This window comes from Listeria grayi, assembly GCF_900638015.1.
Lineage (GTDB): Bacteria > Bacillota > Bacilli > Lactobacillales > Listeriaceae > Listeria > Listeria grayi.
The window spans coordinates 1,529,267-1,554,270 of the sequence record NZ_LR134483.1 but is presented as its reverse complement, the minus strand read 5'-3'; the positions used below and the strand labels follow the sequence as shown (position 1 = coordinate 1,554,270).

General features: G+C 41.3%; 24 protein-coding genes and 3 other annotated features. All 24 genes read left to right on the top strand.

The window, feature by feature from the left end; translation table 11 throughout:
- Positions 1-13 precede the first annotated feature (13 nt).
- The 24 genes from mutM to EL241_RS07435 all read left to right on the top strand — a co-directional run bounded on the left by mutM (position 14) and on the right by EL241_RS07435 (position 24,996).
- Positions 14-835: a DNA-formamidopyrimidine glycosylase gene (gene mutM, locus EL241_RS07555; protein ID WP_126320469.1), complete on the top strand. Its 822-nt coding sequence runs from the start codon at positions 14-16 to the stop codon at positions 833-835.
- 8 nt (positions 836-843) lie between these two features.
- Positions 844-1,437, top strand: a complete 594-nt coding sequence (coaE, locus tag EL241_RS07550; RefSeq protein ID WP_036103875.1) for a dephospho-CoA kinase — start codon at positions 844-846, stop codon at positions 1,435-1,437.
- Between the two features lie 68 nt (positions 1,438-1,505).
- A complete protein-coding gene (gene nrdR / locus EL241_RS07545; RefSeq protein WP_003755598.1) occupies positions 1,506-1,970 on the top strand; it encodes a transcriptional regulator NrdR in 465 nt (154 codons plus the stop codon).
- 5 nt (positions 1,971-1,975) lie between these two features.
- Positions 1,976-3,355, top strand: a complete 1,380-nt coding sequence (locus EL241_RS07540; protein WP_052009066.1) for a replication initiation and membrane attachment family protein — start codon at positions 1,976-1,978, stop codon at positions 3,353-3,355.
- Between the two features lie 9 nt (positions 3,356-3,364).
- Complete coding sequence (gene dnaI, locus EL241_RS07535) at positions 3,365-4,288, top strand: primosomal protein DnaI (protein WP_036104429.1); 924 nt, start codon at positions 3,365-3,367, stop codon at positions 4,286-4,288.
- 50 nt (positions 4,289-4,338) lie between these two features.
- Positions 4,339-4,563: a binding site (T-box leader), on the top strand.
- Between the two features lie 75 nt (positions 4,564-4,638).
- A complete protein-coding gene (gene thrS, locus EL241_RS07525) occupies positions 4,639-6,561 on the top strand; it encodes a threonine--tRNA ligase (protein ID WP_003755601.1) in 1,923 nt (640 codons plus the stop codon).
- Between the two features lie 89 nt (positions 6,562-6,650).
- On the top strand, positions 6,651-7,238 hold the full coding sequence (yihA, locus tag EL241_RS07520; protein ID WP_003755602.1) for a ribosome biogenesis GTP-binding protein YihA/YsxC: 588 nt from the start codon (positions 6,651-6,653) through the stop codon (positions 7,236-7,238).
- Positions 7,239-7,386: 148 nt separating this feature from the next.
- The gene (gene hemA, locus EL241_RS07515; RefSeq protein WP_036103877.1) at positions 7,387-8,697 is read left to right on the top strand and encodes a glutamyl-tRNA reductase; all 1,311 of its coding nucleotides are present in this window, start codon (positions 7,387-7,389) and stop codon (positions 8,695-8,697) included.
- Positions 8,694-9,629 carry a hydroxymethylbilane synthase gene (gene hemC / locus EL241_RS07510; RefSeq protein WP_036103878.1) on the top strand — a complete coding sequence of 312 codons (936 nt, stop codon included), beginning with the start codon at positions 8,694-8,696 and terminating at the stop codon, positions 9,627-9,629. The genes hemA and hemC overlap by 4 nt, the downstream gene beginning before the upstream one ends.
- The gene (locus EL241_RS07505; RefSeq protein WP_036104432.1) at positions 9,622-10,344 is read left to right on the top strand and encodes a uroporphyrinogen-III synthase; all 723 of its coding nucleotides are present in this window, start codon (positions 9,622-9,624) and stop codon (positions 10,342-10,344) included. The genes hemC and EL241_RS07505 overlap by 8 nt, the downstream gene beginning before the upstream one ends.
- Complete coding sequence (gene hemB / locus EL241_RS07500; protein WP_036103879.1) at positions 10,341-11,324, top strand: porphobilinogen synthase; 984 nt, start codon at positions 10,341-10,343, stop codon at positions 11,322-11,324. The genes EL241_RS07505 and hemB overlap by 4 nt, the downstream gene beginning before the upstream one ends.
- Before the next feature lie 3 nt (positions 11,325-11,327).
- Positions 11,328-12,620 carry a glutamate-1-semialdehyde 2,1-aminomutase gene (gene hemL, locus EL241_RS07495; protein ID WP_036103880.1) on the top strand — a complete coding sequence of 431 codons (1,293 nt, stop codon included), beginning with the start codon at positions 11,328-11,330 and terminating at the stop codon, positions 12,618-12,620.
- A 41-nt stretch (positions 12,621-12,661) separates the two neighbouring features.
- Positions 12,662-12,882, top strand: a binding site (T-box leader).
- A gap of 42 nt (positions 12,883-12,924) precedes the next feature.
- On the top strand, positions 12,925-15,573 hold the full coding sequence (locus EL241_RS07490) for a valine--tRNA ligase (RefSeq protein WP_036103881.1): 2,649 nt from the start codon (positions 12,925-12,927) through the stop codon (positions 15,571-15,573).
- Between the two features lie 61 nt (positions 15,574-15,634).
- Positions 15,635-16,939 (top strand): bifunctional folylpolyglutamate synthase/dihydrofolate synthase, encoded by a 1,305-nt coding sequence (locus EL241_RS07485; RefSeq protein WP_036103882.1) that lies wholly within the window; start codon positions 15,635-15,637, stop codon positions 16,937-16,939.
- Between the two features lie 169 nt (positions 16,940-17,108).
- On the top strand, positions 17,109-17,852 hold the full coding sequence (locus EL241_RS13935) for a prepilin peptidase (RefSeq protein ID WP_126320467.1): 744 nt from the start codon (positions 17,109-17,111) through the stop codon (positions 17,850-17,852).
- Between the two features lie 11 nt (positions 17,853-17,863).
- Positions 17,864-18,544, top strand: coding sequence for a RadC family protein (radC, locus tag EL241_RS07475; protein ID WP_036103883.1), 681 nt, complete (start codon positions 17,864-17,866; stop codon positions 18,542-18,544).
- Between the two features lie 183 nt (positions 18,545-18,727).
- Positions 18,728-19,735, top strand: a complete 1,008-nt coding sequence (locus tag EL241_RS07470) for a rod shape-determining protein (protein WP_036103884.1) — start codon at positions 18,728-18,730, stop codon at positions 19,733-19,735.
- Positions 19,736-19,791: 56 nt separating this feature from the next.
- The gene (mreC, locus tag EL241_RS07465) at positions 19,792-20,655 is read left to right on the top strand and encodes a rod shape-determining protein MreC (protein WP_003755623.1); all 864 of its coding nucleotides are present in this window, start codon (positions 19,792-19,794) and stop codon (positions 20,653-20,655) included.
- A gap of 2 nt (positions 20,656-20,657) precedes the next feature.
- Positions 20,658-21,170 carry a rod shape-determining protein MreD gene (gene mreD / locus EL241_RS07460; protein WP_003755625.1) on the top strand — a complete coding sequence of 171 codons (513 nt, stop codon included), beginning with the start codon at positions 20,658-20,660 and terminating at the stop codon, positions 21,168-21,170.
- A 151-nt stretch (positions 21,171-21,321) separates the two neighbouring features.
- Entirely contained in the window at positions 21,322-21,999 is a 678-nt protein-coding gene (gene minC, locus EL241_RS07455) for a septum site-determining protein MinC (RefSeq protein ID WP_003755627.1), read from the top strand.
- A 2-nt stretch (positions 22,000-22,001) separates the two neighbouring features.
- Positions 22,002-22,802, top strand: a complete 801-nt coding sequence (gene minD, locus EL241_RS07450; protein WP_003755629.1) for a septum site-determining protein MinD — start codon at positions 22,002-22,004, stop codon at positions 22,800-22,802.
- A 58-nt stretch (positions 22,803-22,860) separates the two neighbouring features.
- The gene (locus tag EL241_RS07445; RefSeq protein WP_170166150.1) at positions 22,861-24,192 is read left to right on the top strand and encodes a ribonuclease E/G; all 1,332 of its coding nucleotides are present in this window, start codon (positions 22,861-22,863) and stop codon (positions 24,190-24,192) included.
- 47 nt (positions 24,193-24,239) lie between these two features.
- Positions 24,240-24,314 (top strand) — a sequence feature (ribosomal protein L21 leader region).
- A 12-nt stretch (positions 24,315-24,326) separates the two neighbouring features.
- Positions 24,327-24,635, top strand: coding sequence for a 50S ribosomal protein L21 (gene rplU, locus EL241_RS07440; protein WP_003755633.1), 309 nt, complete (start codon positions 24,327-24,329; stop codon positions 24,633-24,635).
- Positions 24,636-24,678: 43 nt separating this feature from the next.
- Positions 24,679-24,996 carry a ribosomal-processing cysteine protease Prp gene (locus EL241_RS07435; protein ID WP_036103887.1) on the top strand — a complete coding sequence of 106 codons (318 nt, stop codon included), beginning with the start codon at positions 24,679-24,681 and terminating at the stop codon, positions 24,994-24,996.
- The last annotated feature ends 8 nt before the right edge of the window (positions 24,997-25,004 follow it).

Below are 25,004 nucleotides of genomic sequence, written 5' to 3'. Positions count from 1 at the left end.
AGGGGTAACAGCAATGCCAGAACTACCAGAAGTAGAAAATGTCAGAACAACACTCGAACGCCAAGTTATCGGAAAAACGATCGATCAAGTGATTGTTCATGTTCCGAAAATGATTCACGGACTTCCGGCAGATGAGTTTGTCCATATGTTGGTTGGCCAAGAAATCGAAGCGGTAAGACGTCGCGGAAAGTTTCTGCTTTTCGACCTGACGGACTGCACGATTCTTTCACATTTGCGGATGGAAGGGAAGTTTCGCGTTTATCCCGAAACCGAACCAACTACGAAGCATACGCATATCATTTTTCATTTTACCGATCAAACTGAATTACGGTTCTTGGACGTCCGTAAATTCGGAACCATGCAAGTTGCCGCCAAGCATCAGGAAGAAACGACAAATTCTCTCCAAAAGCTCGGACCTGAACCACTTTCCGCTCATTTTGAGCTAGCTGCTTTTGTAAGTAAACTAAAAAAAACGACCCGCGCAGTCAAAACGGCTTTATTAGATCAAAAATTAGTCGCAGGAGTTGGCAATATCTACGCCGATGAGATCTGCTTTGAAGCAGAGGTGCTACCGATGCGGGCAGGAAATGAATTAAGCGATGCTGAAGTCGCTGCATTATATGAAGCCACCAAAAAAATCATTGGTATTGCAGTCGAAGCAGGCGGTTCCTCCATTCGAACTTATGAAAATTCACAAGGAAAGAAAGGGAATTACCAAGACTTTCTCAAAGTTTACGGTCGGACGGGGGAAAAATGTCTGCGTTGCGGCGGTACAGTGGAAAAAATAAAATTAAATGGACGCGGCACTCACTTTTGCCGGGGTTGTCAGAAGTAGGTGGAAGAATGAGTAAAACGATTGGATTAACGGGCAGTATCGCTACAGGAAAATCTGCCGTCAGCAAAATGCTTGCTGATAAACAGATTCCTGTCGTAGACGCAGATGTCGCTGCGAGAGAAGTTGTAAAAAAAGGTAGTGAAGGGCTAGCGATGATCGAAGCAACTTTTGGAGCTTCCTTTTTGAATGGAAATGGCGATTTAGACCGGGCAAAGCTAGGAGAACTGATTTTCCAAGATGAGACGCAGCGTGAAAAGTTGAACCAAATCACGCATCCACTAGTGCGAAAGTATATGTTGGAAAAACAACAGGAGTGGATAGCGGAAGGAGCACCATTGATCATTTTCGATATTCCGTTACTATATGAAAGCAAGCTGACCCATTTGGTCGATAAGGTCATCGTCGTCAAAGTGGATCCAGAAGTTCAGCTACAACGTTTGATGTCGCGCAATCATCTTTCCGAAAAAGATGCCAAGCTCAGGATCGCAAGTCAAATCTCGATTTCTGAAAAAGCGAAACTTGCCGATTATGTCATTGATAATAATGGTACGCTGGAAGAAACAGAAGCACAGCTGGATCGGATCTTGGCAGAATTGCGTTAAGAACAAATAGTCAGTCCGCCCGCATCATGGTATAATAAACACAAAAATGCTTTAAGGGAAGTGATAGCATGAGATGTCCCAATTGTAAATATAATGGAACACGTGTCGTAGATTCAAGACCAGCAGATGCTGGAAATTCCATTCGCAGACGAAGAGAATGCGAACAATGCGGGTTTCGATTTACGACATTTGAAAAAGTGGAAGAAAGTCCACTGATCGTAGTGAAAAAAGATGGTGCACGCGAAGAATTCGCGCGCGAAAAAGTCAGACGAGGACTCATTCGTGCTTGTGAAAAACGTCCCGTCAGTGCAGAACAGTTAGAAGAGATCGTAAACGAAGTAGAACGCGAGCTGCGTAACATTGGTGACAGCGAGATCTCTTCTGAATTGATCGGTGAAAAAGTCATGGATAAATTGGCGAATCTCGATGAAGTAGCATATGTGCGCTTTGCTTCTGTGTATCGGCAATTTAAAGACATCAATGTATTCGTCGAAGAATTAAAAGAACTGATGGAAAAAAATAAAGAAAGGTGAGCGCTTTGGCCGGATTTTGGATGGAATTACAAGCGATAGACAGCTATCAAGTAAAACTAAATGGTACATTTAATACGATCGATGCCAAAACACTCACGATGCTTTACCAACCCTTGATGGGAACAAGCAGCCTAGCGCTATACCAAACGTTAGCCGCAGAAGTAGAAGAGAACCGTCTTTGGACAGCAGAAAGCCGCTCTCACATGCAGCTCCTAAGCATGCTTCATGTAGGACTCGAAGAATTATTTGAAGCACGCTTGAAACTAGAAGGACTAGGGCTACTCAAAGTCTTTATGAAAGATGCGGACGACACCCGTGAATACGTGTACGAAATCTTGCCGCCACTTTCGCCAGCCCAATTTTTCGGGGATGGCTTATTGAATATTTATTTATTCAGCCAAGTAGGCGAAAAGCAGTTTAAACGATTACGCACATTTTTCTCAGATGAACCATTACCAGCAAACGATTATAAAGAAGTGACACGATCCTTCCAAGATGTTTTTGAAACTTTCAAAGGTACTGCGATTCCACCCGATGTTAACCATGTTGCTTCCGAAGTTTTTCAGAAAAGCAAACCGACAGTGATCCAATTAGATAAAAAAACATTCGATTTTGAAGCCTTTTATCAAATGCTTTCTCCGCAATTGATCACACGAGAACAAATCACGCCTGCTGTCGAACAAGCACTGGTGAAAATGCATACGATCTATGGCGCTTCAGCAGAAGAATTAGTGACTTACTTATATCGCGCGCTAGAACCGAGCGGCGATATCGATTTAGAATACTTACGAAAAATCGTTCGCAACGGCTATCATATCGAGACCGGCAGACTACCGGCCCTTAGCATGAAACAAAGCGCCCCACAAGAAAAAATATCAGAGCAGTCAGAACCGGCCAGCGATGAAGAAGCTTTGCAGATCTATTTGGAGAACATCACGCCGTTTCAGCTACTGGTAGACATTGCGGATGGAGCAAGACCCGCTGAGACCGATTTGAAAATCGTGGAAGAAGTAATGGAACAACAGCAGTTACCGACACCAGTCATGAATGTCTTGATCGAGTACGTTCTTTTGCGCCTTGATGGCAAGATCGCCCGTAACTACATGATGACGATCGCGGCACACTGGAAACGTAAAAAAGTCCAAACCGCAAAAGATGCGATGGAACTTGCTTGGGCTGAACACGAGAAATACAAGCGCCTACAGGAAGAAACCAAAGACAAGCCAACGAACTACTCACGCCGCGGCAATGGAAAGAAAGAAGTCCTGCCGGAATGGTTTGATAAAGAAACTGCAGAACCGACTGACAGCAAAATGACGAATAAAGAAAAGCAAACCTTGGAAGAACAGGTTCGCGAAATCAAAGAAAAACTAAAAAAGAGGTAGGTGAAAGAAATGGATAAAATCAATCAGACGCTAGGCAATCTCTTCGACGGACGTGATTTCGATGATCGTTATCAAAAACTGAAACAAGAAGTTTTGGCTTATCCGCGGGTAAAAACGTTTCTTGAAGAAAATAAAGACGTGCTCTCCGAACAAATGGTCAATCAAAATTTATCAAAGCTATATGAATTTATGACCGAAAATCAAAAATACGAAGAGAAACAAGAAACCATGATGCCGGGCTATGCGCCAAGATTATCCTTGAATGGCGAATATATCACTGTCAGTTATTATCCTACGAAGGAAAAAGTCGAAGCAGATAAAAGACGTGCGATCGAAAGACGGATGCGCTCTCTCTACATGCCGAAACAAGTGCTGGAAGCAGATCTCGAAGATTTTTTCACGGACGAAGAATCGCGCCAAGTCGCCTTGGTTGAAGCTTATCAATTTTTGAACAGCTACCCAAGTGCAAACGGTGAGCGTCTAAAAGGTCTCTATATCCATGGTAATTTCGGGACAGGAAAATCCTACTTGCTAGGAGCGATGGCGAAAGAGCTTGCCGTAAAAGGCATCTCATCAACGCTTGTCTATCTGCCTGAATTCATGCGTGAGATCAAACAGTCGATCTCAGATAATACCGTTGGCGAAAAGATCCAGTTTGCGAAAGAAACCGATATTTTGATGCTGGATGACATCGGTGCCGAAGCCATGACAGCATGGACCAGAGATGAAGTTCTCGGTGCGATCCTGCAGTTCCGTATGCAGGAAGAACTACCGACATTCTTTTCGTCCAATTACACCATGAACGAGCTGGAAAGCCATTTGATGTTTACCGGGAACGGAAATGAAGAACGATTGAAAGCAAGGCGAATCATGGAACGTATCCGTTATTTATCCAAAGAAGTCGGTTTGGAAGGCAAAAACAGACGCTATTAAAAAAAGACTTGAAAATTAGCCGATTGTAGCATATAATGCTTATCATATACTAACAAGTAACGATGAGGACAACCATTCTAATTGGTGATTACAGAGAAGGAGGGGTAGCTGCGAACCTCCGAATCGAAAATTAGAAATCGGACCACCTCTAAACTGCTGTCAGGAACGCTTTTGCAACTATTGACAGCCGGCTTGCCTCGTTATTGGCAACAAGAGTGAAGCTTTTTTAGCTTCAGAATCTTGGGTGGAACCACGAGCGTAAACTCGTCCCTTGAGCGTAGTAGGGGCGGGTTTTTTATTTTGCCTTCCTTTACTTACAAAATCTAAAACAAACAAAGGAGTCGATAAAAATGAAAATCACTTTCCCAGATGGTGCAGTAAAAGAATTTGATAAAGGAGTTTCTACTGCAGACATCGCCGCATCCATCAGCCCAGGACTGAAAAAGAAAGCCTTAGCTGGAAAAATCAATGGTGAATTGGTGGATCTGGCAACACCAATCGAAGAGGACGGAAAAATCGAGATCGTCACTCCTGATCATGAAGACGCCCTTGGCATTTTACGTCACAGCACAGCACACTTGCTTGCTCAAGCACTTAAACGCCTTTATCCCGACATCAAATTTGGAGTTGGACCGGCAATCGAAACAGGCTTTTACTACGATGTCGATACAGAAGAACCAATCAGTGAAGAATCTTTCCCAGTGATCGAAAAAGAAATGCAGAAAATCGTCCGCGAAAATCTGCCGATCGTTCGGGAAGTTGTCAGCCGCGAAGAAGCGATCAAACGCTTTGAAGCAATTGGCGATCATTATAAATTGGAATTGATCGAAGCGATACCAGCGGATGAAACGGTAACTATTTATTCACAGGGTGAATTTTTCGACCTTTGCCGCGGGATCCATGTCCCTTCCACAGGCAAACTACAAGTCTTCCAATTGCTTAATGTAGCCGGTGCATACTGGCGCGGCGATAGCAATAACAAGATGCTGCAGCGTATTTACGGAACAGCTTTCTTCGATAAAAAAGACCTAAAAGCTTTCTTGAAAATGCAAGAAGAAGCAAAAGAACGCGATCACCGTAAGTTAGGTAAAGAACTAGGATTGTTCGCGATCTCCCAAGAAGTAGGGCAAGGCTTGCCACTTTGGTTGCCGAAAGGTGCTACGATCCGCCGCGTGATCGAACGCTATATCGTAGATCGCGAAGAGCGTCTCGGTTATAGTCACGTCTATACACCAATCATGGCCAAAGTAGATTTTTACAAACAAAGCGGTCACTGGGATCACTATCATGAAGATATGTTCCCGCCAATGAAGATGGATAACGAAGAATTGGTTCTACGCCCAATGAACTGTCCGCATCACATGATGGTCTATAAAAATGACATCCACAGCTATCGTGAGTTACCGATCCGAATCGCCGAACTAGGCCTGATGCACCGTTATGAGATGAGTGGTGCCTTATCAGGATTGCAACGTGTTCGCGGGATGACATTAAATGATGCGCATGTTTTCGTAAGACCAGATCAAATCAAAGATGAATTCAAACGCGTGCTTGAACTTATCCTTGCCGTATACAAAGACTTCGACATTACAGATTATAAATTCCGCTTGAGCTACCGCGACCCTGAAAATACAGAAAAATATTTTGATGATGATGCGATGTGGGAAAAAGCACAAACAATGCTCAAAGATGCGATGGATGAAATGGAAATGGATTATTTTGAAGCAGAAGGCGAAGCAGCATTTTACGGACCGAAATTAGACGTCCAAGTAAAAACAGCGATTGGGAAGGAAGAAACACTATCGACTGTTCAACTTGATTTCCTTTTACCAGAACGTTTTGATCTGACTTATATCGGTGAAGACGGCGAAAAACACCGCCCAGTTGTTATCCACCGCGGTGTTGTTTCTACAATGGAACGCTTTGTCGCTTATTTGATTGAAGAATACAAAGGTGCCTTCCCAACTTGGCTGGCTCCGATCCAAATGCAGATCATTCCAGTCAATCGCGATGCTCATTTCGATTACGCTAAAGAAGTAGAAGACAAATTAGTCCGAGCTGGTTTACGCGTGGAAATCGATGACCGCAATGAAAAACTTGGTTATAAGATCCGCGAAGCGCAAACACAAAAGATTCCATACGCATTAGTCGTCGGCGATCAAGAGTCGGAAAACGGCACAGTCAATATTCGTAGATATGGTTCTAAAGATTCCGAAACACTTTCTGTAGATGACTTTATCAAACAAGTCGTTGCAGAAGTAAATAAATTTTAAGAAATGAGTCACTCTCCAAATAGGGGAGTGATTTTTTTTGCAATATCCGTTATACTTAGCAAAGAAGCTATTTGAAGTAGGGGGAAATTATGAACGTAAACAACGTTGAACTTGTAATCAGTGCCGTTTGGCAGGAGCAATATCCAGAAGGCGGATTACCAGAGTTCGCACTTGCAGGAAGGTCAAATGTTGGTAAATCTTCTTTTATCAATACGATGATCGGCCGTAAAAGTATGGCACGTATTTCATCGAAACCAGGGAAAACGCAGACCCTTAATTTTTACAACATTGAAGATACACTCTTTTTTGTCGATGTACCAGGTTACGGGTTTGCTAAAGTATCTAAAAAAGAACGTGAAAAATGGGGAGAAATGATCGAAACCTATATCACTTCCCGTGAACCGCTTCGGGCAGTGGTTCAAATCATCGATCTTAGACATAAACCGACAAAAGACGATGTTATGATGTATGAATTCTTAAAGTATTACGACATTCCAGTCATTATTATTGCCACAAAAGCGGATAAGATCCCACGTAGCAAATGGTATAAAAATGCCAAAGTCGTCAAAGAAACACTCGATTTTGATGCCAACGATAAATTAGTATTGTTTTCTTCTGAAACGAAAATGGGGAAAGAGGAAGCTTGGCAGCATATCGAATCATTTCTTAATCGCTAAAACTGCCCCTCCGTCCCTGAAATCTAATCAGCTGGGAAGGGGTTTTTTAGTTTGTCCGAATCAAAAGCAGATTCACAAACGGCGTATTTGGTTTCACAAATGAAAAGTGATAAAATAAACAATGAATTTAAATCTAGGGGGATTATCCATGTTCATACTCTCTATGGGGCTCAATTTTAAGACCGCTCCAGTAGACATTAGAGAAAAACTTTCCTTTATAGAATCAGAAGTGGAAATGGCGCAGATCACATTGCAACAAGAAAAGAGCATTTTAGAAAATGTGATCATTTCGACTTGCAATCGAACAGAGATCATTGCGGTTGTAGATCAGATACATACAGCACGCTTTTATTTGAAACGCTTTATTGCAGATTGGTTCCAAATGGAAATAAGCGCTGTGGAGCATTATCTTTATTTTTATGAAGATGGCGAAGCAATCAAACATTTATATGAAGTAGCAGCTGGATTAGATTCCCTTGTTCTTGGCGAAACACAGATTCTCGGTCAAGTAAAGAACGCCTTTGATACCGCGCATCAACTAGGCACAACGGGAACGCTGCTGAATCAATTGTTCAAAATGACGATCACATTTGCTAAAAGTGTGCACTCGCAAACTAAAATCAACGAAAATGCAGTTTCTGTGAGTTATGCAGCTGTGGAAGTGGCCAAAAAAGTACACGGTGATATCGCTGGAAAGCACTTCAGTATTTTAGGGGCTGGAGAAATGAGCAAACTGGCATTACAAAATATTGCTGGGCAAAAGGCGATCGATTTGACGATTTTAAACCGGACTTTATCTCGCGCAGAAGTACTTGCTGCCAAACATGGCGGGAAAGCAGCACCTATCGATGAACTGGGAGCTATTTTGACAGAAACGGATGTATTCATCAGTTCCGTGAGTGTGGCAGAACCGATTATTTCCAAGGCAGACATGGAAGCTTGGTTGGCTACTCGTCCAGAAAAAGAATTATTGGTCATCGACATCGGTGTGCCTCGAAATATTGCCGATGAATGTGCAGAAATTCCCAATTTGATTTTATACAATATTGACGATCTGGAGGGTGTTGTTTCGGCGAATACCGAAGAACGCAAACGAATCGTTGCCAAACTTGGAGTAGTGATCGAACAAGAAGTAGCCGCTTTCTATGAATGGCAAAAACAGTTAGGTGTTGTTCCAATCATTCGAGAGCTTCGTAACAATGCGCTTCAAATCCAAGCGGAAACAATGAGAAGCTTGACGCAAAAAATCCCTGGATTAACAGATCGGGAAGAGAAAGTGATCGGAAAACATATGAAGAGTATTATCAATCAGCTTCTCAAACAACCGATCTCTGAACTGAAAGAAATGTCTGCGGAAGAAGATGCAGCTTATAAATTAGATATTGCCAAACGAATTTTTCAAGTTGAAGCCACAACAGAAATGAGTGAAACAGAAATAGAAATGGGGAATAAACAGTGAAAAGCCAAATCGTTGTCGGCTCTAGACGGAGCAAACTGGCGCTAGTGCAGACCAATTGGGTAATAAACGAATTAAAAAAACATTATCCCACTATTGATTTTCGCATAGAAGAAATGGTGACAAAAGGGGATAAGATTCTAGATGTCACACTAAGTAAAGTTGGCGGCAAAGGGCTCTTTGTCTCCGAAGTCGAACAAGCATTAGTAGATAAGCATATTGATTTTGCTGTTCACAGTATGAAAGATGTTCCAGCGGTTATAGAAGAAGGTCTAACGATCGCAGCGATTCCAGAGCGCGAATCTGCAAATGACGTATTCGTCTTTAAAGAAGTCCATGATTTCGGTGATCTGCCAACCCAAGCAATAATTGGGACAAGTAGCTTGCGTCGTGCCTCGCAAATATTAGCAGAACGTCCTGATTTGCAGATCAAATTTATCCGCGGTAATATCGATACCCGGCTTCGTAAATTACGCGAAGAAGATTTTGATGCGATCATTCTCGCCCAAGCAGGATTAAGTCGCATGGGCTGGCTGGAAGACGATTCGCTTCGTATTCAAACGATCCCTGAAACGATTTGTCTACCAGCAGTTGGTCAGGGAGCATTGGCAATTGAATGCCGTGAAGAAGATAATGATACCAAAGATATCTTGCGCAGCATCCATCATGCGATCACAGCAAATTGCGTTGCCGCTGAACGCGCTTTTCTAAAGACATTAAATGGCGGCTGCGAAATACCGATCGCTGGTTATGCTACTCAATCTGGAAGTAAAGTATCTTTCAAAGGACTTGTTGGAACACCAGACGGCAAAGCGATCTGGGAAGCCGAACGAGTGGGAGAAGACGCGGATCAGATCGGCACAGAAGCAGCAAATGAGCTGCTGGAAAAAGGTGCTGGAGCATTGATCGCCTCGCTCCGAGATGAAAATGTCTAAAACATTCGTATTGACGAGGACGGCTGCTGATAATGAAAAATGGCTGCCCTATTTTCATGAGCTAGGAGTAGAAGCAGTGTCATTACCACTCATTGAAACCAAAGCGCTCCCTTTTCAAATTAAAAAGGAGTATGATTGGATTTTCTTTACAAGTGCGAAAGCCATTCATTACTTCGCTGAAAAATATGATCTAGCGGTCGTGACTGCTAAGATTGCGGTAATTGGAGAAAAAACGGCAGAAGCCTTAATTCGATATGGAAGAAAAGCTGATTTCGAGCCTTCCAGCTATGTGGCGGAAACGTTTTTAGAAGAATGGCTGCCTCAATATTCGGCTGACAAACGCATCTTGTTCCCGCGAAGCAGTTTGGCTCGGGAGGTTATTGCGAAAACTTTGCGTGAGCAAGGCTATTCGATAGAAGAAATAGATATTTATGAAACAGTTATACCTGCTTCCAGTTCGAACCTATTTGCAGCGCTGATCCAAACAGAAAAAGACTTTCTTTTTCTATTTGCCAGCCCCTCTGCATGGCATAATTTTGAAGCAATCTGCCAAACGAGGAACCAGTCCGTACAAGCATGGGAGTATGGATCGATCGGCCCGATCACTAGCCGGGCAATCGAGGCATCTGGTTGTTCTGTGAAATATCAGCCGGCAGATACTTATACGATGGAAGCGATGATTCAGGAAATAATGAGGGAGGAAAAGCAATCATGAACTATGATTTTGATAGACATCGCCGTCTACGCTCAAGTAGCGTGATGCGTGATTTAGTGAGAGAGACCATTTTAACGATGGATGATATGATCTATCCGATTTTTGTGAAAGAAAGCAATGAACCGAAAACGGAGATCCCTTCAATGCCAGGTATTTATCAATATCCTCTAAATGAACTAGCAGCGGAGATCAAAGAAGTATCGCAATTAGGTATAAAAGCCGTTCTTTTATTCGGGATCCCTAATGAAAAAGATGCGATCGGAAGTGGGGCTTTTCACACACATGGAATCGTGCAAGAAGCAACTCGGGTAGTCAAACAAACCGTTCCCGAAATGCTCGTAGTAGCAGATACATGTCTTTGCGAATATACAGATCATGGCCATTGTGGTGTTATCCAAGAAGGTCAGATCTTGAACGATGAATCACTGGAGTTATTGAAAAAAACAGCTGTCAGTCAAGTAGAAGCAGGAGCAGATATTATTGCGCCTTCTAATATGATGGACGGATTCGTCCAAGCGATCCGAGCAGGTTTGGATGAAGCAGGGTACTTCGATATTCCGATCATGTCTTACGCAGTGAAATATGCTTCCGCTTTTTATGGGCCATTCCGTGACGCCGCAGGAAGCGCTCCGCAGTTTGGGGATCGTAAAACGTATCAAATGGATCCCGCGAATCGCTTGGAAGCACTAAGGGAAGCGCAAAGTGACGAAAAGGAAGGTGCTGATTTTATTATTGTAAAACCATCACTTTCTTACTTAGATGTCATGCGCGATGTTAAAAACCAAACGAATCTACCAGTTGTTGCCTATAATGTAAGTGGTGAATATTCCATGGTAAAGGCAGCCGCTATAAATGGCTGGATCGATGAGGAAAGAATCGTTATGGAAATGTTGACGAGCATGAAACGCGCAGGATCTTCTTTGATCATCACATACTTTGCGAAAGATGTTGCTCATTATCTAAAGAAAGCAGGGATGTAATAGATGGCTAATTATTCTAAATCTAAATCTGCATTCAAACAAGCTATAGACATCATGCCTGGCGGAGTAAATAGTCCTGTCAGAGCTAACAAAGCAGTTGATGCCCCGCCAATCTTTATGGAAAGCGGAACAGGAGCCTATTTAACAGATATCGACGGCAATTCTTATATCGACTATGTTTTATCTTGGGGCCCACTTATTACCGGACATGCTAATCCCCTCGTAGTCGAAGCGATCACTTCTGCCGCGGCAAAGGGGACAAGCTTTGGCACACCGACCGAGATCGAAACAGAATTGGCAAAACTAGTGATTGAACGTGTCCCTTCGATCGAGATGATCCGAATGGTCTCTTCCGGCACTGAAGCAACGATGAGTGCTATTCGTTTGGCACGAGGCTATACGAAAAGAGAGAAAATCTTGAAATTTGAAGGTAGCTATCATGGTCATGGCGACTCCCTTTTGATCAAAGCCGGTTCCGGCGTCGCAACTTTGGGATTGCCCGATTCTCCAGGAGTAACGAAAAATCTAGCAGCCGATACGATCACAGTTCCCTATAATGATCTCGAAAGCACACGATTAGCCTTTGAAAAATACGGCGATCAGATCGCTGCTGTCATTGTAGAACCTGTTGCAGGAAACATGGGTGTAGTTCCGCCTATCGCTGGTTTCTTAGAAGGTCTCCGCGAATTGACTACCCAGTATGAAAGTCTGCTTATCTTTGATGAAGTAATGACCGGTTTCCGCGTAGATTATTATTCGGCACAAGGATATTACGTGGTCACTCCTGACATTACTTGTCTAGGAAAAGTTATCGGCGGCGGTCTGCCAGTTGGTGCCTATGGCGGTAAAAAAGAAATCATGGAGCAAATTGCCCCAAGTGGACCGATTTATCAAGCAGGAACTTTATCAGGAAATCCATTAGCAATGAATGCCGGATTTGCGACTTTGAAACAATTGACGCCCAATCATTACGATGTCTTTCGGTCACTGATCAGCCAAATGGAGGAAGGATTAAACTTGCTTTCAGAGCAATACGAAGTCCCAGTCCATATCAATAAAGCGGGGTCCATGTTGGGTTTCTTCTTTACAAAAGAAAAAGTCATTGATTTTGAAACAGCAAAAACAAGCGATTTAGAATTCTTCCGTCAGTATTACCGTGAAATGTTGGGCCAAGGGATCTTTTTACCACCATCTCAATTTGAAGGGATATTTATTTCCACTGCCCATACGGAAGCAGAAATCAATAAAACATTAAACGCGTTAGAGTATACATTTAAACAGCTAAAGAACAATTGACTAAATCACGCTAGTTTGCTAGAATAAAGGCAATTAAATTTTTAAATGCTAAGAAGAGGAAGAGTAAAATAGTGTTTTTCTCCAAGAGAGAAGGAAAAGCTGAGAACCTTTAGAAAAAACTATTTGAACGTAGCCTTGGAGCAGTTTTTCTGAACGAGCAGTAAGAAAAACCGGTGTGTGAAACATCGTTATCGTAATGAAGTGCTTACTTTCAAGTGAGTAAAAAGGTGGTACCGCGAATGATACTCTTTTCGTCCTTTTATAGGATGAAGAGAGTTTTTTTATTGAAAAAAGGAGGATGTTTATGTCAGAAAATAATGAAATAAAAATGCCGACAAAATATGAACCAAATAATGTAGAAGCAGGAAAATATGAATGGTGGAAAGAACAAAACTTCTTCCAAGCCAAGATCACAAAAGATAAACAAGCTTTTTCAGTTGTTATACCGCCACCAAACGTAACAGGCAAACTACACATCGGTCATGCTTGGGACGTTACCCTCCAAGATATTATTGCCCGGATTAAACGGATGCAAGGATTTGATACGCTATACTTGCCAGGAATGGACCATGCAGGTATCGCGACACAAGCAAAGGTAGAAGAAAAACTTCGCGAAGAAGGCGTTTCTAGATACGATCTTGGCCGTGAAAAATTCATTGATCAAGTTTGGGATTGGAAAGAAGAATATGCCGGCGAGATCCGCAAACAATGGGGAAAACTGGGCTTGAGCCTTGATTATTCCAGAGAACGTTTTACATTAGATGAAGGCCTTTCAGATGCCGTGAAAAAAGTTTTTGTAACGTTATATGAAAAGGAACTTATTTATCGCGGTGAATATATCATTAACTGGGATCCTGTTGCTAAAACAGCATTATCCGACATTGAAGTTATCCATAAAGATGTTGAAGGCGCATTTTATCACTTGAAATATCCGCTATCTGATGGATCGGGCTATTTGGAAGTTGCGACAACCCGTCCAGAAACGATTCCTGGTGATACAGCAGTGGCTGTTCATCCCGATGATGAACGCTATCAGCACTTGATCGGAAAAACGATTATTTTGCCGATCATGGACCGAGAGATCCCAATCGTAGCTGATGAATACGTAGAGAAAGATTTTGGATCAGGTGCTGTGAAAATCACTCCTGCACATGACCCTAACGATTTTGAAGTAGGTAACCGCCATGATTTGCCTCGTCTTATCGTGATGAATGAAGATGGTACGATGAATGCTAAATCTGGTAAATATGAAGGATTAGATCGTTTTGAAGCACGTAAGCAGATCATTGCCGATTTCAAAGAACTAGGATTATTCATCAAACAAGATAGCCATCTGCATTCCGTAGGCCATTCAGAACGAACAGGTGCAATTGTTGAGCCGTATCTCTCTAAACAATGGTTCGTTAAAATGGAGCCTCTCGCGAAACAAGCCTTAGATTTCCAAAAGACAGAGGAAAAAATCAACTTTGTACCACCTCGTTTTGAGAAAACATATGAAAACTGGATGGACAATATCCATGATTGGTGTATTTCAAGACAACTTTGGTGGGGGCATCGTATCCCGGCTTGGTATCATAAAAAAACAGGTGAACTTTATGTGGGGACCGAAGCCCCTGCCGATTTGGAAAACTGGGAACAAGACGAAGATGTACTCGATACTTGGTTCAGTTCTGGACTATGGCCTTTCTCGACAATGGGCTGGCCAGATACAGAAAATGAAGATTATAAACACTTTTTCCCAACAAATGTATTGGTTACCGGATACGATATTATTTTCTTCTGGGTTTCAAGAATGATTTTCCAATCGTTAGAATTTACAGGACATAAACCTTTCAATGATACACTTCTTCATGGCCTTGTTCGTGATGCAGAGGGACGGAAAATGTCTAAATCACTTGGCAATGGCGTAGACCCAATCGAGGTTATTGATAAATACGGTGCAGATTCCTTGCGCTACATGCTATCTACAGGGACATCTCCTGGTCAAGACTTGAAATTCAGCTTTGAAAAAATTGAAGCATCTTGGAATTTTATCAATAAAATTTGGAATGCTTCTCGTTTTGCTCTAATGAATATGGACGGCATGACATTTGAAGAAATCGATTTGAGTCATGTAAAAGAAGTGAGTGACAAGTGGATTTTAACACGTCTTAATGAGACGATCGAGTCAGTTACTAAACTTGCCGAACGATATGAATTTGGTGAAGTAGGACGGGTTTTATATAACTTTATTTGGGACGATCTTTGCGACTGGTATATCGAAATTGCTAAAATCTCACTTTATGGTGAAGATGAGCTCGCAAAGAAAACCACAAAATCGGTACTAGCCTATACTTTAGATCAAACAATGCGTCTTTTGCATCCGTTTATGCCTTTTGTGACGGAAGAGATTTGGCAAAATCTGCCACATGAAGGCACTTCTATAACAGTTGCTGAATGGCCAGTAGTAAAAGCGGATCAAATCGATAGAGAAGCTTCGGAATCCATGAAAGTTCTTGTAGAAGTGATTCGTGCGGTTCGAAACATTCGTGCTGAAGTAAATACACCATTAAGTAAGCCAATCGTTTTGCAGTTGAAACCACAAAATGAACATTACAAGACGATCCTAGAAACGAATCTTTCTTATATCGAACGCTTCTGTAATCCAGAGACCGTTGCGATTTCTTTTGATCTTGAGCCTTCCAATACAGCAATGACAGCTATTGTAACAGGAACAGAAATATTCTTGCCATTAGAAGGGCTAATTGACATCAATGAGGAAATCAAGCGATTAGAGAAAGAACTGGAGAAATGGAACAAAGAAGTTGCTCGTGTACAAGGAAAACTAGCAAATACACGTTTTATGGAAAAAGCACCAGAAAAAGTAATTGAAGAAGAACGCGCGAAAGAAAAAGACTATCTTGAAAAACGTGCAAAAGTAGAAGAGCGTATCCAAACGTTACAAGAGGCTTGATAAACTGGTCATATCTGTCAGTTGACGGATATGACTATTTTTTACAGAAAGTTGGGGATCAATGGTGAAATTCAATGATTACGAAGCAGCTATTGCTTGGATACATGGAACTCTCCGTCTGGGAATAAAACCAGGATTAGGACGAATGGAGTTTTTATTGGAGCGGTTAAACAATCCCGAACGGAGTAATAAATGGGTTCATGTAGCCGGCACCAATGGGAAAGGATCCACAGTTACTTTTATTAGAGAGATTTTAGAACATAGCGGGTACAAAGTAGGCACATTTACATCTCCTTATATCGAAACCTTCAATGAACGGATCTGCGTCAATGGGAACCCGATTCCGGATGAGGATCTAGTGACGATTGCAAACCTTATTTATCCAATAACCTTAGAAATGAAAGAGAGCGAATTTGGCTCGCCATCGGAATTTGAGATAATTACAGCTATGATGTTTGTTTATTTTGCAGAAGTTGAAACAATTGATATTGGTGTGATTGAAGTTGGCTTAGGCGGAAGGTTGGATTCAACAAATGTATTAACACCTCTAATCAGTGTCATCACAACCATTGGAATGGATCATATGGAATTCTTAGGCGATAATCTAGCAACGATTGCCAAAGAAAAAGCTGGGATCATTAAAGACTCACTTCCAATCATTTCAGGAGTTATTCAGCCAGAAGCATCAGAAGTGATCGAAATGATTGCTAGGGATAGACAGGCGCCGTTATACAAGATAAATAAAGATTTTGACATAAAAACATCGACTAAGTCAGAATTGCGTTTTGTAAGTAGAAATAAAGAATTGCCCGATTTAAAACTAGGGTTGGAAGGGAAGCATCAATATCACAACGCTGCTTTGGCAGTGGAAACGGTTCTTTTACTGGCAGAGACAACGGACTTTTCAATCTCCAATCAAGCCATCAAATTAGGTTTGGCCAATGCTTTTTGGCCGGGAAGAATGGAAACGATCTCCAATCATCCGCTTTGCATTCTAGATGGTGCTCATAATCCAGAGGGAGTGCAGGCATTTGCTGATAATGCTTCGGCGATTTCGGGGGATAAAGTTATTTTGTGTAGCATCCTAGGGGATAAGGATCATAGGCAGATGTTAGCTACTCTAAAATCCATACCAAATGCCAAAGTTTATTTAACCACATTCGATTATCCAAGAGCGATGGATCAGGAAGAGCTTCGCCACACAGCAGAAATACATTCGATTGAAGCGGTGGTGGATTGGAAGTCCTGGTTACAGACTTATTGGAGTCAAGAAGAATTAGAAATAACATTATTTATTACTGGTTCGCTCTACTTCATTTCAGAGGTACGTCATTTTATAAAGAATGGTGAAGCGAAAAGCAAATAAAACTGATTGGTTATGCAGAGTGGAGCGGTAATATGTTTCATTATAACAATCACCATTATTTCTTCAACTCCCGATATTCTTCTTTTGAGAGGTAATAGTTACACAAAAACAGCTTTTTCTCTATAGACGAAAAAGCTGTTTTTATATAGAGAAAATATGATTTTTGCCAATGCAGCTAAAATCAATTCCTGCTACTATACAAATAAAAGGAAAGATGCCAATGCTTTTTTTCTGGTTATTTGTGTATAGCGCTATTGCTACCTCATTTGTACTTTTTCTCGCAGAACATTTTTTTGAATGGCAAAAACACTTGTGGCGAAAATCCAAGTGTGATCATTGCGGTTCCATGCTGCATTGGGCCCAATTGATTCCGATCTTTTCCTTTCTCAGGCAACGCGGAAAAGCCATATGCTGTCATAATAGATTGAGGCTGCATTATGTCGTTTTAGAAGTCGTATCTCCATTGTTTATCTGCTTGTTATATGTAAAATATAATTTCTCTATCTCCTTTTTTTATTACCTTCTTCTATTTATTTTTTTATTGTTTTTCACAGTTACAGATTATTTATATATGTATATTCCATTACGTTATTTGTACTTCTTGTTGGTGATCCTCTTTATATGGAATTTAACCAACTGGCCCTTTTATCAATCTCTCTTACTCTGTAGTATTTTTTACGCCTGTCTTTACTTGCTCTTTCACCAAGGTATCGGCAGCGGGGATATCCAACTGCTTATTATTTATAGTGCTGCATTAGGATGGAGACAAGGATATATATTATTTACTGGGGCAGTACTAATAGGGTTGATTAGCTTACTACTACTAGTGAAGTTCAAAAAAATCTCTAACTCTGCAAAAGCGCCGTTTGTTCCGTTTATTTTCATCAGTTACATGGGCATAATATTATTTTAGGAGGGTTTTTTATGCAAATGAAAGAAATGCAGATTTTTGATAAACCTCGAGAAAAAATGCAGACAAGAGGGCAAGCGCAACTTACCATAACGGAACTTCTTGCGATATTATTGGAAACGGGAACGAAAGAAGATTCCGTTTTATCATTAGCCAATAAAATCATTCTTAAATATAAATCGCTAGGAGATATCAAAGATCTGACTATCGAAGAATTGCGATCTATCAATGGTATTGGACTTGCGAAAGCTACTAAAATCATGGCTGCGATCGAGATTGGGAAACGGATCTGTCTGCAAAGTGAATCAGAAAAAAATAATATAGCGATCAGAAGTCCACAAGATGCAGTGTCCATTGTTTTGCCAGAGCTTGCTTTTCTTTTTCAAGAACATTTCCATTGCGTGCTTTTGAATACACGAAATCAGATTGTTCATCGGCAGACTATCTTTATCGGCAGTTTGAATGCTTCTATTGTTCATCCACGAGAAGTTTATGGATTAGCTGTACGGAAATCTGCTGCCCAAATCATGTGTTTTCACAATCATCCATCGGGAGATCCAACTCCTTCTCCCGAAGACATCCAAGTTACTAAGAATTTGGCGAAAGCCGGGGACATCATCGGCATTCCCTTGATTGATCATATCATCATTGGCAAGGATTCATTTACCAGTTTAAAAGAACAGGGATATTTTTAAAGAAAAGTATAAATTTACGGGAAGCGTGAGAAAATGGATGTCTGTTTCTTTAGAGTATGCTATAATAAAATGGTTGTTTATGTATACTTTATGGATAAATATAAAAGCAGATTTATTGGGTTTAAGAGATGATTTTAAAGCTGATATACATAACGAAAACCGTAGATGAAAAGGAGAATATGGATGTTTAGATTTGGAAATAAAGATATTGGTATTGACTTGGGAACTGCAAATACACTTGTTTATGTAAAAGGAAAAGGGATCGTACTGCGTGAACCTTCCGTTGTTGCTATGAAGAAAGATACACAAGAAATTGTGGCTGTAGGTAGCGAAGCAAAGAATATGATTGGTAGAACGCCTGGAAATATCGTTGCTATTCGACCTATGAAAGATGGAGTTATTGCTGATTATGATACAACTGCTGCGATGATGAAATACTACATCCAAAAAGCGAGCAAAAATATCAATGCAGGTAAGCCGCGCGTTGTTGTGTGTGTTCCTTCCGGTATTACCGGAGTAGAAAAACGTGCCGTAACAGATGCGACGATCCAAGCAGGAGCGAAAGAAGCTTATCCGATCGAAGAGCCTTTTGCAGCCGCAATTGGAGCAGGACTTCCTGTATGGGATCCAACGGGAAGCATGGTCGTTGACATCGGTGGCGGAACAACAGAGGTTGCCGTTATTTCTTTGGGAGGTATCGTGACAAGTCGTTCCGTGAGAACAGCAGGGGATGATATGGATGACGCAATTATCAATTATATCCGTAAAAAATATAATTTATTGATCGGTGACCGTACTGCGGAAACGATCAAAGTTGAAATCGGTTCGGCTGGACATAGTTTTGAAGGACTTGCTCCTTTCAGCATCCGTGGCCGTGATTTAGTAACAGGACTTCCAAAAACGATCGAGATCCAACCTGAAGAGATCAGCGAAGCATTGCGTGATACTGTTTCTGCAATCATCGATGCAGTGAAAAGTACGTTGGAAAACACACCGCCAGAACTTTCTGCAGATATCATGGATAAAGGAATCGTTCTTACAGGTGGCGGAGCATTATTGCGTCAACTGGATGACGTTATTTCAGAAGAAACAAAAATGCCAGTTATTTTAGCTGAGGATGCACTGGATTGTGTGGCGATCGGAACAGGGAAATCGTTGGACAACATGGATGTTTACAGAAAGAAAAACTAACGACTAAGTCCTGTGCGAATAATGCAGGAAGAATATTAGCGAGATGAGGTGTCCACATGCCGCAATTTTTTCTTAATAAACGTTTGATTATCTTGTTGATATCCATCATTGTGCTCGTAGCTTTGGTTGGATTTTCGTTGCGGGACCGAGAAAATGCTTCTTGGCCGGAACAGTTTGTTAAAGACGTTGTTGGGTTTGGAGAGAATATCATTTCTAAACCAGTTTCGTTTGTTGCAAATGTAACTGGAAATGTTTCTTCTTTGAAAAACACCTATAAAGAAAATGAAGAATTGAAAAAACGTTTAGAAAAAGTAGCTCAATTAGAGAGTGATGTAGCAGATTTAGAAAAAGAAAATAAAGACTTGAAAAGCACGTTGAAGATCCCGGCAAGTATTCGTGATTATAAATCGATCAATGCATCGGTCATTTCTAGAAATCCGAATAACTGGAACGATCAAGTAGAACTGGACAAAGGGACCAACGACGGCGTCAAGCCGGATATGGCAGTTGTTACGCCAGCAGGATTGATCGGGAAGGTCACTACTGCTGGGGCAAAATCGTCGACGGTTGAACTGGTTTCTTCTGTTGATGTGAAAAATCGCGTATCTGCGAGCGTTCAAGGAAAAGATAGAGCTTTCGGGATCATCAACGGTTACAATGCGGATTCAAAATTATTGGAATTAACGCAGTTGCCGTATGATATGACGTTCAAGAAAGGGCAAAAAGTCGTTACTTCTGGACTTGGCGGAAAATTTCCTGCTGGAATTTATATCGGAACGATCCAAAAGGTAGAGACCGATAAAATGGGGCTTTCCCAAACAGCGTCGTTGAAGACCGGGGCTGATCTGTATGACTTGAATCATGTGATCGTCTTGGACCGCAGTGTTCAATCCGGCAGCTCCGATGATGGAGGTAATTGAGCATGGATTTGAGAAAAAATGTTGCGCTACCTGCTATCATTATCTTGACTTTTATCCTAGAAGGGGTAGCCAGTCTGATTTTCGGCAAACAACTTTTTGCTGAAAATCGGCTGTTTATTCCTCATTTTCTTTTAGTTATGCTGATTTTGATGACGGCTTTCTACAAAAGAAATCCAACTTTGATCTATGCTTTTATTTTGGGATTGGTTTATGATATTTACTATACGAATATCATGGGTGTTTTCTTTGCCCTCTTCCCATTGATCGTTTACATTACGGATAAATTTTTGCAGGTTTTCCAGAAAAATATTTTGCTGTTAGCATTGATAACGATTTTTGATATTATCTTGATGGAAAGCATCGTTTATGCTTTTTATCTGCTGATCGGCAAAACGAATATGGAGATTTTTGCCTTTATCGATACTCGTCTATGGACGACGATCTTATTGAATTTTGCATTTTACTTGATTGCATATTTTCCATTCAGGCGCTTTTTACTAAAACTAGAAAATTAACATGGAGCAGCTTAAATCGTTTTCCGCATGCAGGTAAATAGACTGTAGCACGATTTAAGCTGTTTTTATAGAAAAGAAATGTCAAGTCAACTTTTTCCTGTTATAATGGAAACAATGACAGGATACACCATAAAGTGGGGTGAATTTGAAAATGCAAAAAAATGTACAAATCAAAGGTACGAAAGATGGGATCGTGATCAGTCTTAGCGACAAAGCAGATATCATGCAGTTAAGGCAGGAGTTACTGCAATTATTGGTAGAACAGAAGCAAGGTCCTTATTCTGGCGAGAAACTGGAAGTACAAGTTCAATTGGGGAATCGGCTGTTTTCTGAAGAAGAAGAGGCGGATTTTGCTGGGATCATCCATGATAATAGCCAGATGAAGATCAAAGCTTTTTATAGTAATGTCATGACGAAAGAAGCTGCCAAAAAGTGGAAAGAGGAAGAACAAATCTATTCGATGGCAACGATCATTCGTTCCGGACAAGTTATTCATGTTCCTGGCGACTTTTTATTGATCGGAGATATTAATCCTGGTGGGCAAATTCGCGCGGATGGAAATATTTTTGTTTTAGGTCAAATCAAAGGAATCGTGCACGCCGGCTTTGCTGGATCAAAGGATGCAGTTGTTGCTGGCAAATTTTTATATCCGTCACAAATACGGATCGCTAGCGAATTTTACAGCTTTGATGATGAAGCCTATAAAGAAATTGGAGATACCGATTTGAAGGCGGCTTTTATTACAGATACAAAAGACATCAAAGTGGACGGCGTACATACATTAAGAAAAGTAAGACCGCATATTGCTAATTTTCAAGGAGGGCGTTAAAAATGGGAGAAGCGATAGTCATAACTTCCGGGAAAGGTGGCGTAGGTAAGACTACTTCTACTGCTAATCTGGGGACGGCATTAGCCCTGCAAGGTAAAAAGGTATGCTTGATCGATATGGATATCGGATTACGTAACTTAGATGTTATATTAGGACTCGAAAATCGAATTATTTATGATCTCGTAGATGTAGTGGAAGGCAGATGCAAGATTCATCAAGCACTTATCAAAGATAAACGTTTTGATGACTTGCTCTATCTATTACCTGCAGCACAAACGACAGATAAAAGTGCGGTCTCTGGTGAGCAGATGATCGCGTTAGTAGAAGAATTGCGCCCTGATTATGATTTTATTTTGATCGATTGCCCTGCTGGGATTGAAACAGGTTATAAGAATGCTGTGGCCGGAGCTGATAAAGCGATCGTAGTGACGACACCAGAGATCTCTGCAGTGCGTGACGCAGACCGAATCATCGGGTTGCTTGAAAAAGAAGCTATTGAGCCGCCGAAATTGATCATCAACCGTATTCGGACGCAAATGATGGAAAATGGTGATGTGATGGATATTGATGAGATCACTTCCCATTTGTCGATTGAACTACTTGGTATCATTATTGATGATGATGCGGTTATCCGATCATCTAATAGTGGAGATCCAGTGGCGCTTTTGCCGAATAATCGGGCATCACAAGGGTATCGCAATATCGCAAGACGGATTTTGGGAGAATCGATTCCATTGATGTCGATCGAAACCAAGAAAAAAGGCTTTTTTGCCAAATTAAAACGTTTCTTCGGTGGAAAATAATACGTAGAAAAGGTATCGGGCTTTTGCTCTATGCCTTTTCTTTATAAGGATGACGAGAATGAAAGAAATCATTATCAGTAATAAAAATACGGAGGGCCATTTAGCGTTGCTGGAATCGGGGCGGCTATTGGAATATCGGCTTGTAAGACCTTCAGAGGATGTTTCTGTTGGCGACATCTATTATGCGGCTGTTGAAAAAATCGACAAAAAAATCAATGCCGCTTTTTTGAATCTGGGAGGATCGGAAAAGGCGTTTATCCATATGAAAGATTCCCCAGCTGCTTTTAAATGGACACAGGGAGCCAAACTTCCTGTGCAGATCACACGGGAAGGAACCGCAATCAAGTTGCCTTTGGCTACCGGCAATATTGAATTTGCCAATGATTTAGTGGTTCTTATTGAAGGCGCACATTATCTTTCTGTTTCCAAGCGTTTGACTTCGGAACAGAGAAGCAGCTGGGTCAAGGCGGTAGAACCTATATTAGAGGCTGATGAAGCAGCTATTCTGCGGTCGAAAGCTGCCGAGAAGAGCATAGAGGAAGTGACTAGCGCGATTTTCGAGCTGCGTCAGCGTTTCCAAACTTTAAAAGAAAAAATCGGTTTCCGCAAAAAAGCAGGGTTAGTACAAAAAAATGTGCTCGACTTCACTGAAGTTATCTCGCAGTGGCAGCAGCATTACCCAGATGTCATGCGAGTCGTCACGGATGATAAACGCGCTTCTATTTATACAGATTACCAGGAAGATACGTTTCACAGCTACCATTTACAACCAGCGATTGAAAATCTGCTCCAGCCGGAAGTTGTTTTAGCAAACGGTGTTTCGTTGTTTATCGAAAAAACAGAAGCAATGTGGATCATTGATGTCAACACCCACCGTTATAAGAGTAACCAAGCGAAAAGTGAAGTTATGGCAACGGTAAACCTTGCGGCTGCAGAGGAGATCGTGCGGCAGATCCGGCTGCGAAATATGAGTGGCTTGATCGTGATCGATTTTGTTGGCGGTATGAATGAAACGGGCTTCCAAAAAGTGAAGGATAAAATGGAAGTATTAACAAATAAAGAATATGTGACTACGCAGATGGCGGACTTTTCCAAAACGGGACTAATGCAGCTAACGCGCAGAAAAAAGCAGCAATCACTACTTGAGACTGTCACAGTCGCTTGCCCGGTCTGTAATGGCAGTGGCCATATCCAATCTGCGTTGTCGCTTGCGTATCAGCTAGAACGAGAGTTGATGAGTTACAAAGGGCTTTCTTATGCAAGCGTCTATGTTACAGAACCGGTATTATCTGCTTTTCTGGATCTACAAGTATGCGAGCATATTGATCTGGAATGGGAGATCGGGGAAGAGGCAGTTCCATTTTATGCTATCAGACGCACGGAAAGTTGACACTGACATGTGGATATGCTATTATTTTACTGTTATGTTTGTAGCGCACCACGCTACAACCGCACAAAGCAGGAATTAAGCAATGGCAACATTCTCCTGTGCTGGCGAGTCTTAGTATATGAGGAGGTGCAAGTATGTACGCGATTATCGAAACAGGTGGGAAACAAATCAAAGTAGAAGCAGGCCAAGAGATCTATGTTGAAAAATTAGCAGGTGAAATTGGTGATGTAATTACTTTTGACAAAGTTCTTTTAGTTGGAGGCGACGACTCAAAAGTTGGGGCTCCATTTATCGACGGTGCTACAGTTACGGCTAAAGTTGAAAAACAAGGTCGTGCTAAAAAGTTAACTGTTTATAAATATAAACCTAAAAAGAATTACCACAAAAAACAAGGTCATCGTCAACCTTATACAAAATTGACTGTTGATGCAATCAACTTGTAAGGTTTGGACTGCTCGTCAGTCGCAAACGAAAGGACGATAAAAGATGATTCAAGTCAATGTAAAACGGAGAGAAGACCATGTTATATCATTTACAATGAGCGGACATGCAGATTTTGCCGAACATGGCAGTGATCTTGTCTGTGCAGGCGCTTCTTCGATTGCTTTCGGTATGGTGAATGCCATTTCGGAAATAAAAGAAACAGAGCCGATTGTAGAACAAAGTGAAGGCTATCTTCATTATGTAGTTCCTGTAGAATGGGAAAATGATACGACTGTTCAAACTTTACTTACAGGGATGGAACATCAATTAAGATCACTAGCGTACAGCTATCCTGATCATATTAAAATTTACTCCAACTAGGAGGTGGA

Excerpts from the sequence above, each read along its gene's own strand:
- EL241_RS07445 (WP_170166150.1), top strand. The coding sequence starts at position 22,861 with ATGAAAGAAATCATTATCAGTAATAAAAATACGGAGGGCCATTTAGCG.
- yihA (WP_003755602.1), top strand. The coding sequence starts at position 6,651 with ATGAACGTAAACAACGTTGAACTTGTAATCAGTGCCGTTTGGCAGGAG.
- rplU (WP_003755633.1), top strand. The coding sequence starts at position 24,327 with ATGTACGCGATTATCGAAACAGGTGGGAAACAAATCAAAGTAGAAGCA.
- hemB (WP_036103879.1), top strand. The coding sequence starts at position 10,341 with ATGAACTATGATTTTGATAGACATCGCCGTCTACGCTCAAGTAGCGTG.
- minC (WP_003755627.1), top strand. The coding sequence starts at position 21,322 with ATGCAAAAAAATGTACAAATCAAAGGTACGAAAGATGGGATCGTGATC.
- mutM (WP_126320469.1), top strand. The coding sequence starts at position 14 with ATGCCAGAACTACCAGAAGTAGAAAATGTCAGAACAACACTCGAACGC.
- radC (WP_036103883.1), top strand. The coding sequence starts at position 17,864 with ATGCAAATGAAAGAAATGCAGATTTTTGATAAACCTCGAGAAAAAATG.
- mreD (WP_003755625.1), top strand. The coding sequence starts at position 20,658 with ATGGATTTGAGAAAAAATGTTGCGCTACCTGCTATCATTATCTTGACT.
- mreC (WP_003755623.1), top strand. The coding sequence starts at position 19,792 with ATGCCGCAATTTTTTCTTAATAAACGTTTGATTATCTTGTTGATATCC.
- hemA (WP_036103877.1), top strand. The coding sequence starts at position 7,387 with ATGTTCATACTCTCTATGGGGCTCAATTTTAAGACCGCTCCAGTAGAC.
- EL241_RS13935 (WP_126320467.1), top strand. The coding sequence starts at position 17,109 with ATGCAGCTAAAATCAATTCCTGCTACTATACAAATAAAAGGAAAGATG.
- EL241_RS07490 (WP_036103881.1), top strand. The coding sequence starts at position 12,925 with ATGTCAGAAAATAATGAAATAAAAATGCCGACAAAATATGAACCAAAT.
- minD (WP_003755629.1), top strand. The coding sequence starts at position 22,002 with ATGGGAGAAGCGATAGTCATAACTTCCGGGAAAGGTGGCGTAGGTAAG.
- EL241_RS07435 (WP_036103887.1), top strand. The coding sequence starts at position 24,679 with ATGATTCAAGTCAATGTAAAACGGAGAGAAGACCATGTTATATCATTT.
- EL241_RS07470 (WP_036103884.1), top strand. The coding sequence starts at position 18,728 with ATGTTTAGATTTGGAAATAAAGATATTGGTATTGACTTGGGAACTGCA.
- EL241_RS07485 (WP_036103882.1), top strand. The coding sequence starts at position 15,635 with ATGGTGAAATTCAATGATTACGAAGCAGCTATTGCTTGGATACATGGA.
- dnaI (WP_036104429.1), top strand. The coding sequence starts at position 3,365 with ATGGATAAAATCAATCAGACGCTAGGCAATCTCTTCGACGGACGTGAT.
- EL241_RS07505 (WP_036104432.1), top strand. The coding sequence starts at position 9,622 with ATGTCTAAAACATTCGTATTGACGAGGACGGCTGCTGATAATGAAAAA.
- thrS (WP_003755601.1), top strand. The coding sequence starts at position 4,639 with ATGAAAATCACTTTCCCAGATGGTGCAGTAAAAGAATTTGATAAAGGA.
- coaE (WP_036103875.1), top strand. The coding sequence starts at position 844 with ATGAGTAAAACGATTGGATTAACGGGCAGTATCGCTACAGGAAAATCT.
- nrdR (WP_003755598.1), top strand. The coding sequence starts at position 1,506 with ATGAGATGTCCCAATTGTAAATATAATGGAACACGTGTCGTAGATTCA.
- hemL (WP_036103880.1), top strand. The coding sequence starts at position 11,328 with ATGGCTAATTATTCTAAATCTAAATCTGCATTCAAACAAGCTATAGAC.